Here is a 12,833-nt window from a genome sequence, read left to right as displayed (position 1 = left end):
AGCTGCGCCCTCCCGCAGCGATTTCAGACGTTTCGAGCGGACTCAGTTCTCGAAGCGCTTGCCGACCTGCTCGACGGTCTCCTGCGTCACGAGCTGGGCGCGCGTGTCGAGGTTGGCCGCCGCGATGCCGCGGTCGATCTGCAGATAGAGCTGCATGACCGGCCAGAAGCCTTGCAGGAAGGGTTGCTGCCCGAGCGCGCCGGTCAGGTCGCCGCTCTTCAACGCATCCTGCTGAGCCGGGCCGAGGTCGAAGCCGTAAGCACAGATCTTGCCGGTGTTCCCGGTCTGGGCGACGGCCTTGGCAAGGGCCGGCGTGAACACGTTGTTACCGGCGAAGGCGCCAACGACGTCGCCGCGCGATTCAAACAGCGTGACAATGCCATTCACCGGATCGTTCGGATTGGTGTCGATGCCGGTGTTCTCCGGACCGGCGTCGACCTTGAAGTTCTCGAGCTTCCCGGCGTCGTTCAGGCCTTTGACGATCGCGTTGAAAGCGGCCGTCACGCGATTGTTCACCTCGACGTTGCCCATCGCGGTCGAGGACGGAAGCACGATGGTGCCCTTCTCGATGCCCTTGTCCGCCAGGCATTGCACCAGCGCCTCTCCGGCGATCGCGGCGGCGGACGCGTCCTGGCCGGTATGGCTGATGCCGCTGCGGTTAAGGATCGTGCCGTCAAAGGAATTGGTCGTCGCGACAGGGATTCCCTTCGCCTCGGCGGCCTTGACGATGTCATTATATGCGCCGACCTGCGGCGTCGTCATGATCAGGCCGTCGATCGTCGGATCCTGCACGATCTGGTTCAGGATCTCGATCTCGCGAGCCGGGTCGTCGGTCGGCGATTCCGAGCCGAGCAGCAGGATGTTGGCGCCGATCAGATCGCCGGCGACCTTCGCCCCGACATACACCGGATCGAAGAAACCGTTGCCGGCCGTGTGAGTCACGATGGCGAAAGTGAGCTTCCCGTCGGCCGAATGGAAGTCCTTGGTGCCGGCGGCCTCCTTGGCCGCTTCTTCGAAACTGTAGCCGCCAACCGCTTTCTCGACGCTACCGGACTGCGCAAATGCGGACGGAACGCCGAGCAACAACGCCGCGGCGCATGCCGCGAGCGGGAAAGTGCGTTTCATGATTATCCTCCCTTGCATCCAACGGTCGGAAGCCGTTCGGGCGCTTTTTTATTCAGGGGATTCCGATTGCTTCCTCCCACTATGCGATATTCCGCCTAAAGCCTGTCCAGGTAAATACCTTCCAACTTCCTTGGACCAATTTATTTCGGGGCGCGAAGTTATCCGTGCCGACGAGGGTCCCCAGTCAAGGACTCGGAAGGCTTTTGGGCGGACAAGCGCACCAGCCGAGCTCGATCCCGAACGGAATCAGGTCGACAAACGGTGTTCAAGAAGGAGATCGACCCGGGGCAGCGATGATGTGGAAGCGATGAAACGGTGACTCCATTCAGTGGACGGCCGAATTCGCCGCTCGCAAGCGCGGATTGATGCAGCACAATCGTTCGGCAGAATTGGCCAATGAGAAAAGACTGCAATTGGACAGCGATTCACCTTAGCTGTCGTAACTAGGAAGGTCGGTAAGTGGCGCGATCGAGCCGGCCGAAGGATTCGGTTCCGCCGTACAGCCGCGGAGCGTCGCGGTTGGGTGGTTGTTTGTCCTTCGTATAACCTAGCTGGAGCGGCTTGGTCGCGCCAATGGTCGATCGCGAATGCAATGCGGATGCTTCGGCTTCAACGGCCGCTCCAAAGCGTTCAATGCCGGTTCCGTACAGAAGCCCACCGATCGACGACGCACCCATTATGCTATATACTCATTTATCGGTTGCACGATGTTACGGGCGCAGCCGGCCGGGAGATACACGAGCTCTTGCCCCAGACGAAGGGGAGAGCCAATGTTGCACTCCACAAAACCCCAATACAAGAACAGACTTCTCGGCCTGCTCGACCCGCACGGTCGTGCGACTAAAACGGCCGCGCAACGTTGCGGGGCGAAAGCCCAGGGTCCGCTCCACGAGAAACCAGCCCGCCTGAGGACCATGCGGAGACGAGAAGCGTGCCGCGCGTTGGCGACTCGCGCGTCGCTGCGGCGACGAAGCACGCATTAGTGGCAAGCTCCGATCGAATTGAGCAATACAATGCGCGACCGGATCGACCGGAAAGGAAAGAGCATCGATGGGCCGGGTAGCTATATTTGTTGCGATGAGCCTTCTCGCCAGTCATGCAGCAGCAATCGAGAGGCACAACGTATCGCAAATGTAGGGCGAGGCGGTCGGTAGAGCCCTTCAATCGGAGCACCGATCCTGGTTTCAGATCTACGCAAGCGGACATTCAGCTTGGCACGGGCACTGTCCTGATCTGACCCTGAGCGGTCCCTGACCGCGAATGGCACAAACGTCGCCAATGGTATACTTTGCGGCTATTCATCCTTCCCTGAGAGACACGATTGTGCCGCCAAGATCAGGCATGTGGTAGTGGCACGGCTCAATGGCGCTAAGCTGCCAACTCCAATACGCGCTGCCAGCGCGGATGCTCGTGCAGCGGCGCGAAGTCAGAATCCTGCTTCACCCACGCTTTGGTCTCATGGTTGGCGTCAGGTAGCAGGCGTTCCAGCAGATCGAGCGCACGATCAAGTTCGCCTGAAACGCAGTAGAAGCAGGCGACGTTGTATTGGGTCAGGATATCGTCTGGATCGATGGCCAGAGCACGTGCGGACCATTCCTTCGCACGCTCGATTTCTCCAAGAACGGCGAGGGCAGATGCGCCAAGATAGGCTGGCCGGGGGTTCTCAGGATACTTTGCCAATTCGCGCTCGGCGCGTTCGACGCCTTTGCGGGCCGCATCCCTTTCGTCTTCCGGCCGCCCTAGAGAATGATAAACCTGCATAAGCAGAAGAACAGACTGGTAGTCATCGGGCTTGATCTCGGCGGCCCGTTCGTAATGGTGGGCAGCCTGCTTGAGCTTGCCTTGCGCATAGCAGGCGCGCGCGTAGAAATAGTGCGCTTCGAACAGATTGGGATCACTTGCGATAGCCTGTTCGAACTCCTTTTCGGCCTCCTCATATTTTTGGCTAACCGAGAAAGCGAGACCACGCGACGCGTGTGCTTCGGCCAGCCCACTTTCGATATCGAGCGCCTTGCCGCTGTTGGCGAGAATGCTCTCGGGGGAGACCTTCTCGTCGTAATAGAGGAATAGAAAGGAGTCGCAGTCAGCGATGCCCGCGTAGGCGCGCGCATAAAGGGGATCAAGCTCGATTGCCTTGCCGAACATCCGCTTCGCCAGGACATAGTAGGTCTTGGACGTCCGGTGGAAAAATTCTCTCCCCCTCAGATAGTAGGTATAGGCCTCGACGTTCTGAGTGGGAGCCGCCTTGATCGCCTTTTTTTCGGCCGGCAGGAGCTTGACCTTGAGCTGATCCACGATGGTGTGGGTGATCTCGTCCTGGATGGCGAAGATGTCGGTGAGTTCACGGTCGTATCGGTCGGCCCAGACGTGGCCGCCATCCGCCCCGTCGATAAGCTGTCCCGTGATGCGAACGCGCTGACCGGCCTTGCGTACACTTCCCTCGAGCACGAATTTGACGCCGAGTTCCCGCGCAACTTGCTGCACCTTCACCGGCTTGCCCTTGTAGGTGAATACCGTATTGCGGGCGAGCACGTGGAGGCCAGAGATTTTCGACAGGTCGGTGATGATATCTTCGGTAATTCCGTCGGAGAAATACTCCTGCTCGGGGTCGCCGCTCATATTTGTGAACGGCAGGACGGCTATTGAAGGTTTTTCCTTCAAGCGCATTTCAGGCGTTGCGGTCACCGCGCTGTCCTCGAAGCTGAACGGCGCGGCGAGTGCGACGTGGTAGATCTCTGACCGGCCGGTCGATGTTCTTGAGTTCATGTTCCCCGGTGTCCTCGAAGTCGAGGTCAAGATTCTTGCCTAGATGGTCGCGAACCGTACCGGAGATTGCGATGCCTCCGGGCCGGGCGATGCTTTCAATTCGCGCCGCAACGTTGACGCCGTCGCCATAGATGTCGTTGTCATCGAAGATAATATCGCCAAGATTGACGCCGATGCGAAACTCGATGCGGCGCTCCTCTTGCACGTCGGCGTTGCGTTCGAGCATCCTGCGTTGGATGTCAGTCGCGCAGGCGACCGCGTTCACCACGCTCTGGAACTCGACCAGCATGCCGTCGCCTGTGAGTTTCACGATCCGGCCCTGGTGTTCGGCGATCTTGCCATCGACCAACTCTCGCCTATGCGTCTTGAGCGCAGAAAGTGTGCCGCCCTCGTCGAGACCCATGAGCCGGCTGTAACCGACCACATCGGCGGCAAGTATTGCGCTAAGTCTTCGTTCCATGTGCGGCTAGCCTGTCTTTACTGCGAGTGAGGGTAGCAGGTTCCCACAGCAGCGGCATCACACTAAATCCGGTCCTCGTCACATTCGGAAGGAGAAGGCATTCAACTTAGGTGCAGACGAGGCGAGTCGCGGAACTGATAGCGGAAGCGATGAAAGCCCGTGCTTCAAAAGCGTCACCGCGGCCTCATGGATTTTTTACGGTGATCACGGAGTGTCCGCTTACTGCACCTATCCGAAGTCGACAGGCACGTTCCGGAAGGTCCGGTCTTGGCGCGCGAAGGAGGCATAGGGTCACCAGATTCGCCTGTATCGCTCTCGCGCAATCATACGGAACGATACGGGAAGGTTTTTGGTTTTGGCCCACGAAGAAGCCAATGAAATCAAAGTTCCTGTCTCATCCTCCGGCCCACCAGAACAGTCTTATAACTAACTGAGTTTATTGAGTTTTTCGTAAGGGCCCCACAATATGGACTCGAGCCCCCCGCTTCCAGACGGCTCCGCCATCGTCTAGAGAGCGTCATAAGGCGCGCTTGCCGAGCGGCCGGAACGGAGGGATGGCGATGCCGGAGACGGAACATGCGGTGAGTTGGGTTGGAACCACCGGCCCGAGATTTGTCGAGCGCGCGGCGCACCGGCACTGGCTGCTTGGGCAAGCGCAGGCCTTGTTCGATTTCTTCGGAAGAAACGTCTTCAATCCGTCTGGCGGCTTTTTCTCGCTCGACGATGACGGCATGCCGCTTCCGGTCAAGCCCGGCCATGCTGGCGCGGAGCGGCAGATCCACGACACCGCACGCATGGTGCACTGCTACGCCATCGCCCACATGCTGGGGGTTCCTGGCGCAGATCGTGTCGTCGACCACGGGATGACCTTCCTTTGGAGGCGCCACCGCGATCAACAGGCGGGCGGGTATTTCTGGGCCGTCGACGACGAGCAGCCGACCGATGCCACCAAGCAGGCCTATGGCCACGGCTTCGTGCTGCTGGCCGCTTCATCTGCGAAGGTCGTCGGTCATCCGGATGCGAACCGGCTGATTGCCGATATCACTGACGTTCTGCACACCCGCTTCTGGGACAAAAGTGTCGGCGCGACGACCGAGGAATATGCGGCCGACTGGCAGCTGCTGGGCAACTATCGCGGCCAGAATTCCAACATGCACCTGACCGAGGCGACGATGGCCGCCTTCGAGGCGACGGGCGACCGGACATATCTGGGCATGGCAGAGAGCATCGCTTCACTAATCATCGATCGCCATGCGCGCGAGCAGGGCTGGCGCGTAGCCGAGCATTTCGACAGCAACTGGCAGGTCGATCGAAACTACGCCGGCGATCCGATGTTCCGGCCACAAGGCACAACGCCCGGGCATGCGCTGGAATGGAGCCGCCTGCTGGTCCATCTCTGGGAACTCGGCGGACGCAAGCATGGCTGGATGAAGGACGCAGCGAAGCAACTTTTCCACAACACGACGGAAATCGGCTGGGATCGCGAGACCGGCGGTTTCTATTACACGCTCGACTGGGAAGACCGGCCGGACCAGTCCGACCGCTTCTGGTGGCCTTGCGCGGAAGGCATAGCAGCGGCGGCCGTGCTGGCATCGGTCGATCCAGATCCACGCTTCGAGGAGTGGTATCGACGCATCTGGGGGTTTGTAACCGACCATTTCATCGACCATGAACGGGGCGGCTGGTATCCTGAACTCGGCCCCGGGCTGAAACCGGTCAATCGCGTATTCGTCGGCAAACCCGACCTCTATCACGCGTTCCAGGCTTGCCTCATCCCGCTCTTGCCAGCCAATGGCAGTATCACGCGTGGTTTGCAGGGCGACGGGTCGGCGACATTGCTCGATGGCAGATTACGGGTGGCGGTCTAAGGTCAGCGCCTCATTGACCCACCTCTGCAGTGCCCCGGCATCGATCGGTATGGTGGTGTCGACGTCGATCACCGGGCCAACCCGCATCGGCTCGGCGCGGCCGGCGAGCTCGATCAGCTCGGGCACATAGTCTGCGCCGGGATGGCCGGGCGGGCGTTTGCCGGTGCGTGCATGGTAGCGCGCTCCGATCACCTGCGGCGGCGCGGCGCACCAGATTTCGGCGATCGCATCGACACCCGACTTGGCGATCAGGCCCTCCAAAAACTCGCGCGGCTGGAATCCGAACCAGGCGTCCATGATGACGGTCGTACCTGCCGGCGCTTCGGCGAGGACTGAAAACATCGCCCTGAGACTGGCGCGGCCGAGTTTGCGGTTAAAGGATCTGTCGACGCTTTCGATTTCTTCGAGAAAGGGATCCTTGACTGTGTCGAGCGAAAGAGCCGGCCAGCCAGTCGCCTGCGACAGTTCCCGAGCGACGTTGCTCTTGCCGCTGGCTGGCACCCCATTGACCATGACGAGCCTCTTGCCAGCAGGAGCCGCCGACCGCAGCGCCGCGAGACCGGCGCCGATGACGCCGGCATCGTCGCCAAGGGCGGCCGGCACGACATGGCTTTCGAACCAGGATTTCGCTTCCGGAACGGCGGAAAGCGCCGCGCAGGCGGCCCCGCCCAGACCGCCGCCGAGCACAACGATTTCCGGGTCAAGTGTGGTCACAAGGATGTCGATCGCCCGCCGCAGCGGTGCGGCCCAGGCGTGCAGGACGTGGATGGCGACCTTGTCGCCCTGTTCGCGCCGCTCCAAGAGTTCGGCCGCCGTGGTCCCGGCGGCAAGTCCAGCCTCGGCGATATGCCGGCCGAGCGCAGTGCCGGAACTCGTAGTCTCGACGCAGCCGCGTTTGCCACAGACGCAGGTCAGCCCGTGCGGATCGATCCCGATATGGCCGAGTTGCCCCGCCGTGGCGCGGCCGCGCAGCACGCGCCCGCCTTCAAGCGCCGCACCGCCGATGCCGGTGCCAATGGTGAGCATCACGATATCGCGGCGACCTTTGGCGGAACCGTGGGCAGCCTCGGCAACCAGCGCCATGGTGCAGTCGTTGTCGACGGTCACCCGAAGTCCGAAGCGTTGCTCGATGCGGTCGAAAAGCGCCACCTTGGAAAGATCGACGAAACCGCCCGAGAACACGCTGCGATTCTGGAAATCGACGCGGCCGGGCACACCGATGCCAATGGCGCAAGCCGAGGCGGCATCGAGTCCTGCGATCAGTTCGATGATCCGTGCCAGTACGATTTCCGGATCGGGCGAACTGGCGGCCCTAGCCCGTTGCAGGATCCCGCCGTGGGCCGAAATCTCAGCGGCGCGCAGATGCGTGCCGCCGATGTCGACGCCGATCGCGGTTCTGCTCATGGCGTCGAGGTCAGGCGACTTTAACGGCCGGCGCGCGATGCCGGGCAATCACCGCCTGAATCTCACGCAGGCGTGGTACGGCGATTGTCTCCAGCCGCTGCCTCGTGACGGCGCGGTCGAGCGAGATGCAGTCCTTCCACAGCGAGCGGCCGGCAATCACACCCGACGCACCGCTCTCCATGGCGATGTCGACCTGGCTCAAGAATGTCTCGTGATTGACGCCGGCCGACAGCACCGCCCACGGCACGTCGCCGGCCAGCTTCGTCACCGCCGCGCAGGACTCCGCCGAACCGGGATAGGGGATCTTCAGCACCTTCGAGCCGCGATCGAGGCAGATTTTCGAGCCGCCCTGGATCAGTTCGGGAATTTTCGCCGCATAGGCTTCCGGGGTCTCGCTCTCCAGCGCATAAGTCAGGAACTCGACCACCAGTAGCAGGTCCTCTTTGACGAAGTCCGCAATCACCTGATCCAGAATGGCGATGTTGTGGGTATTCGCTGCGGGCGTGTCGGAGCGCAGGTAGACCATGATCTTACCGCCGGTGCCCCCAAGTTCGCGGACGCGCCGCGCTGTGATGCCGTCAACCAGCTTCGACAGCCGGTAACCTTCCGGCGTAGTGTCCCAGCCCGAGGCGTCGAGGCCGATCAAAAGCGCCGTGCCGCGATCGATCAGACCTTTGTCAACCAGGTTCGGCACCGCGCAGATCGGATCGACGAGCACGCAGGACGCCTTGCTCGCCAAATACCGGGTAATGTCGGCCTTGACGTCCCCGAGCATGTCATTGTCGATCTTCGCTTGCTCATCCTTGTCTGGAGTGAGCAGGCTGCGCATGCTGCCGCGCTGGTCGCAGGCGATCACCATCATGGCGCCGTCGCTGCCGCAGATCTGGTGGTAGCCGCGCAATTCGGCTGTGGTCATGCGTGCCATGATGGTTCCATTCACTGCTGCTCGCAATGCGATTCCCTGGCATGCCGCCAGCGGATTGGTTATTGCGTGCCGATGTCCTAACGCCTAATATGTAACATATTGCTGAAAGGAATTGCAAGCTGCCTCCGCAACTCGTGTCCGACATAAATTCGCGCGCCACGCTGCACGCGGTCGCCAAGCTGCATTACGAGGGCGACATGAGCCAGGTCGACATCGCCAAGCGCCTCGGCGTTTCGACGGCGACCATCTCGCGCATACTGCGGCGGGCTCGCGCCGAAGGCATCGTGCGCATCGAGATACGAGACCTCGCCGCTCCCGATGCGCTGACGAGCGATCTGATCGGCAAACTCGGGCTCAAGCGGGCCGCCGTGGTGGAGGCGCCGAGCGCCGGCATTCTCCCGGCGCTGGCGGAGCCGTTGGGAGCGATGCTCGCGCAGGCCGGGCTGCATTCCGGCTCCGTGCTGGCGATCGGTTGGGGGAGGGCGGTGCGCGCAGTCGTCGAGGCAGGGCTGCCGCCTATCCCAGGTGTATTTGTGGTGCCGGCCACCGGCGGCATGCAGCAGCACCAGCCGCATTTTCAGGTCAACGAGTTCGTGCGGCTGGCGGCGGAACAGGCCGGAGGCGTGCCGCATTTCGTCCACGCGCCCTACCTTCCCTCGTCAGTCTCGCGTGACGCTTTCCTCGCCGATCCGGTCATCGCCGGTAGCGTTGCCCTGTGGGATCGCATCGATGCGGCGGTCGTCGGCGTCGGCCTGCCGCATGCCGCGAATACTCCGGATGCCAGCGCCGCGACGCCGAGCGAGCAGGCGCTGGTCGACGCGGCGGGCGACGTCATCCGCCACTATTTCGATGCCGCGGGCCGGCTGATCGACTGGGAGGGCGAGGGCCGCATGATCGCAGCGTCGCCATCGCAACTGCGCAACGCCCCCCTGGTGATAGGCGTCGCGGTCGGCGAGAACAAGGCAGAAGCGATCGTCGGCGCGGCCCGCGCCGGCCTGATCTCGGCTCTGGTCACAGATACGCGCACGGCGGAGGCAATCCTCGATCGAGCTTAGACGAATTTTTCATCGCGGAAAATTTCAGATTTCCACGCACTAAACTATTGACAGCCGAATGGCGCCGGCTTGTATTCGGACGAGAAGCGAGAATGAGGGATTTTTTGTGCGCATGCCGGAGCGCGCAAAGGGGGAAGCAGCACGGGCGATGGCGGAAGCGGGCTTGTTTTCAACGGTGATATCGCGCAGATCGTATCGTGAAATTGCTTTCAGCAAAAAATTGCACTTGACGTCAGACCAAGTCGAACCCAATCATACGTTGATTGAGCGCACGAATTCTAAGGCTCAGTGAACGTCCAACAGCACCGCTCATCAGGGAGGAAACCATGGAGCGTCGTTCAATTCTGAAGGCCACCGCATTGGCGAGCGTAGCCGCCGCGATCGGACTGGGAACAGTCTCGGCGCAGGCGCAGGACGCCAAGAAATACAGCATTGCCCTCATTCCGGGCCTGACCACGGATGCCTTCTACATCACCATGCGCAAGGGCGCCCAGGCCGCCGCCGACGCGCTCGGCGTCGAATTGGTGTTCCAGGGCGCGCCAGACTTCAACCCCGTCACCCAGGTTCCGGTGCTCGACGCGGTGATTGCCAAACCGTCGGCCATCCTGATCGCGCCGACCGATAAGACCCAGTTGATTGAGCCGCTACGCAAAGCGCACGATGCCGGCATTCCGGTGATCACCGTCGACACCTTCATCGGCACCGGCATGTATCAGACCGGCGCGGGCGACGCCGACTTCCCGCTCTCCTACATCGCTTCCGACAATGTGCTTGGCGGCAAGATGGCTGCCCGCGCGCTGGCCGCAGCGATCGGCGGCGAAGGCAAGGTCTACGTGTCCAACGTCAAGCCTGGCATCTCGACGACCGACCAGCGCGAGGAAGGCTTCAAGGCTGCGATGGCTGCGGAATTCCCGAAGGTCACCGTGCTCGAAACCCAGTTCAACGACAACGACGCCAACAAGGCGGCGAGCCAGCTCCAGGCCGTGTTCGCCCGCAATTCCGATCTGAAAGGCGTGTTCGGCGCAAACCTGTTCTCGGCGCTCGGCGCCGGCAACGGCGTGCAGCAGGCCGGCCAGTCCGGCAACATCCGGGTCGTCGCCTTCGACGCGCCGACCTCGATCGTCGACAACATCAATAGCGGCCTCGTCGATGTGGCGATTGCCCAGCATCCGGCCGAGATCGGCTATTACGGCGTGGTTTCGGCCTTCGCGCATTTGAGCGGCCAGTCCATTCCGGTCTCGATCGGCACGGGTTTCACCGTGATAGACAAGACCAATGTCGCCGATCCGAACGTCGCGAAATACGTCTACTCCGATTGAGCGCGAGCCGGCTCCCCTGGGCGCACCCGGGGAGCCGGTCTTTTTCGCGTGACCCATTCTTGCGAGCCAGCCTCAGGGCTGCCGCCGAGCAGGTACAGCCATGACGACAACAAAGGCCGACCCGTTGGTCGCTGACACGCATCCCAAGCCGCAGGCCGACCACGCCGACCGCGCCAAGACTGTGGTCCAGCACATCGCCGATTTGCGCGCCTGGCTCTTCCTTGCCGCGCTTATCCTGGTCTTCGAAGCCTGGGCCCGGTTCGATTTCGGCGGCACGTTCATCTTGAACCCGTTCAACGTGCAGTCGATTGCCATCTTTGCCGTCGCGCCGCTGCTGCTGGCGATGGGACAGACCTTCGTCATCATTTCCGGTGGCATCGATCTTTCGCTGGGCTTCATCATGGGCCTTGCCGCCGTGGTCGCCGCCCACGTGATCAATGCCGTGACGCCGTCGCTGGGGATGCCGCTCGCCGTTCTGGTCGGCTTCATGGTCGCCGTTCTGGTCGCCGGCGTTCCGGGCGTCATCAACGGCCTGCTGGTCTCGCGGCTGCGCGTGCCGCCCTTCATCGGCACGCTCGGCATGTTCGGGGTGGCGCGCGGCGTGGCGTTCCTGCTCGCCGGCGGCACGACGGTGCCGGTCAACAACTCATTCTTCGCGCTGATCGGCAACGGCCGCTTCCTCGGTGTGCCCTACATCGTGCTCATCACGGCTGTGTTCGTACTGATCATGCATTACGTGCTGAGCCAGACGCGGTTCGGCCAGCACAACTACGCCATCGGCGCGAATGTGCAGGCGGCTCGCCGGGCTGGCATAGACATCAAAGCGCACCTGCTCAGGCTCTACATCCTGTCCGCCGGCTGCGCGGGCTTGGCCGGGGTGCTTTATTCGGCACGCTTCAATGCCGGCGCCGCCCAAGCGGGCGAACCGCTTCTGCTCGACTGCGTGGCCGCGGTGGTCATCGGCGGCGCCAGCCTGTTCGGCGGTTCCGGGACCATTCTCGGCACGGTCGCCGGTGCCTTCGTCATCGCAGTCATCCAGTACGGCCTGGTCTTCGTCAACGTCGAGCCGTTCTGGCAGTTCATCAGCGTCGGCGTCGTCATCATCATTTCGGTGCTCATCGATCAGGCGCAGCGTCGTTTCAGTGGAGGTCGGGTGGATGAATAACGCGGCCCAACCTCTTCTCGAGATCAATGACCTCTCGAAACATTTCGGCGCGGTGCAGGCGCTAAGGGACTTTTCGATGGTCGTGCGCCCCGGCGAGGTCGTGGCGCTCGCCGGCGACAACGGCGCCGGCAAGACGACGCTGATCAAGGCGATCTCCGGCGTCTACAGGCCGTCATCCGGCGAGATACGGCTGAAGGGCGAGCCCGTGAGTTTCTCGACGCCGCAGGAAGCACGGGACAGGGGCATCGAGACGATCTACCAAGATCTAGCGCTTGCCGACAATCTGTCGATCGGCGCCAACATCTTCCTTGGCCGTGAGCCGATGCGGAAAGCCTTCGGTTTCCTGCCGGTGCTCGACCGCAAGAGAATGGCCGACGCCGCGCGCGACACCATGGCGCTGCTCGATTTCCACGTCTCGCGCATGGAGGCACCGGTCAGTAATTTTTCCGGCGGCCAGCGCCAGGCGGTTGCGATCGGCCGCGCTGTCTACTGGGACGCCCAGATCCTGATCATGGACGAGCCGACCGCCGCACTCGGCGTGCCCGAGCAGCGCAAGGTCATCTCGCTCATCCATCAGCTCAAGGCGCAAGGGCGCGGCGTGATCTTCATTTCGCATAATCTGCAGGACATTTTTGCCGTATCCGACCGGATCATCGTGCTGCGCCGCGGCGTCACCGCCGGCGAGCGCAAGATTTCCGAGACGACCCATGACGAGGTGGTCAAGCTGATGGTGGGCGGCTGACGCG

8 protein-coding genes and 1 pseudogene are annotated in these 12,833 nt (G+C 62.2%); 5 read left to right on the top strand and 4 right to left on the bottom strand.

Features of this window, described 5'->3' with window-relative positions:
- Positions 1-42: 42 nt before the first annotated feature.
- Positions 43-1,125 (bottom strand): substrate-binding domain-containing protein, encoded by a 1,083-nt coding sequence (locus tag ACG873_RS13445; RefSeq protein WP_394892326.1) that lies wholly within the window; start codon positions 1,123-1,125, stop codon positions 43-45.
- 1,368 nt (positions 1,126-2,493) lie between these two features.
- Positions 2,494-4,351 (bottom strand): annotated as a pseudogene (locus ACG873_RS13440) (TPR end-of-group domain-containing protein).
- A gap of 560 nt (positions 4,352-4,911) precedes the next feature.
- Here ACG873_RS13440 and ACG873_RS13435 point away from each other — a divergent pair.
- Positions 4,912-6,219: an AGE family epimerase/isomerase gene (locus tag ACG873_RS13435; RefSeq protein ID WP_394892324.1), complete on the top strand. Its 1,308-nt coding sequence runs from the start codon at positions 4,912-4,914 to the stop codon at positions 6,217-6,219.
- Here the strand turns inward: ACG873_RS13435 and ACG873_RS13430 are convergent.
- A complete protein-coding gene (locus tag ACG873_RS13430) occupies positions 6,202-7,623 on the bottom strand; it encodes an ROK family protein (protein ID WP_394892322.1) in 1,422 nt (473 codons plus the stop codon). The genes ACG873_RS13435 and ACG873_RS13430 overlap by 18 nt on opposite strands.
- Positions 7,624-7,633: 10 nt before the next feature.
- Positions 7,634-8,548 carry a tagatose-bisphosphate aldolase gene (locus tag ACG873_RS13425; protein WP_394892321.1) on the bottom strand — a complete coding sequence of 305 codons (915 nt, stop codon included), beginning with the start codon at positions 8,546-8,548 and terminating at the stop codon, positions 7,634-7,636.
- 197 nt (positions 8,549-8,745) lie between these two features.
- Here ACG873_RS13425 and ACG873_RS13420 point away from each other — a divergent pair, with 197 nt between their 5' ends.
- The 4 genes from ACG873_RS13420 (at position 8,746) to ACG873_RS13405 (ending at position 12,829) form a co-directional block, all read left to right on the top strand.
- A complete protein-coding gene (locus ACG873_RS13420) occupies positions 8,746-9,603 on the top strand; it encodes a sugar-binding transcriptional regulator (RefSeq protein ID WP_394893497.1) in 858 nt (285 codons plus the stop codon).
- 326 nt (positions 9,604-9,929) lie between these two features.
- A complete protein-coding gene (locus ACG873_RS13415) occupies positions 9,930-10,922 on the top strand; it encodes an ABC transporter substrate-binding protein (RefSeq protein WP_394892319.1) in 993 nt (330 codons plus the stop codon).
- A 100-nt stretch (positions 10,923-11,022) separates the two neighbouring features.
- On the top strand, positions 11,023-12,087 hold the full coding sequence (locus ACG873_RS13410) for an ABC transporter permease subunit (RefSeq protein ID WP_394892318.1): 1,065 nt from the start codon (positions 11,023-11,025) through the stop codon (positions 12,085-12,087).
- On the top strand, positions 12,080-12,829 hold the full coding sequence (locus tag ACG873_RS13405; RefSeq protein ID WP_394892317.1) for an ATP-binding cassette domain-containing protein: 750 nt from the start codon (positions 12,080-12,082) through the stop codon (positions 12,827-12,829). Before ACG873_RS13410 ends, ACG873_RS13405 begins: the two co-directional genes overlap by 8 nt.
- The last annotated feature ends 4 nt before the right edge of the window (positions 12,830-12,833 follow it).

It is taken from the genome of Allomesorhizobium aridi (assembly GCF_043769475.1).
In the GTDB taxonomy this organism is placed as follows: Bacteria; Pseudomonadota; Alphaproteobacteria; order Rhizobiales; family Rhizobiaceae; genus Allomesorhizobium.
This window is presented reverse-complemented; position numbering and strand designations above follow the sequence as displayed.

What these genes read in the sequence shown, in the direction of transcription:
- ACG873_RS13425 (WP_394892321.1), bottom strand. Translation starts at nt 8,548, where the DNA reads ATGGCACGCATGACCACAGCCGAATTGCGCGGCTACCACCAGATCTGC.
- ACG873_RS13405 (WP_394892317.1), top strand. Translation starts at nt 12,080, where the DNA reads ATGAATAACGCGGCCCAACCTCTTCTCGAGATCAATGACCTCTCGAAA.
- ACG873_RS13430 (WP_394892322.1), bottom strand. Translation starts at nt 7,623, where the DNA reads ATGAGCAGAACCGCGATCGGCGTCGACATCGGCGGCACGCATCTGCGC.
- ACG873_RS13420 (WP_394893497.1), top strand. Translation starts at nt 8,746, where the DNA reads ATGAGCCAGGTCGACATCGCCAAGCGCCTCGGCGTTTCGACGGCGACC.
- ACG873_RS13415 (WP_394892319.1), top strand. Translation starts at nt 9,930, where the DNA reads ATGGAGCGTCGTTCAATTCTGAAGGCCACCGCATTGGCGAGCGTAGCC.
- ACG873_RS13445 (WP_394892326.1), bottom strand. Translation starts at nt 1,125, where the DNA reads ATGAAACGCACTTTCCCGCTCGCGGCATGCGCCGCGGCGTTGTTGCTC.
- ACG873_RS13435 (WP_394892324.1), top strand. Translation starts at nt 4,912, where the DNA reads ATGCCGGAGACGGAACATGCGGTGAGTTGGGTTGGAACCACCGGCCCG.
- ACG873_RS13410 (WP_394892318.1), top strand. Translation starts at nt 11,023, where the DNA reads ATGACGACAACAAAGGCCGACCCGTTGGTCGCTGACACGCATCCCAAG.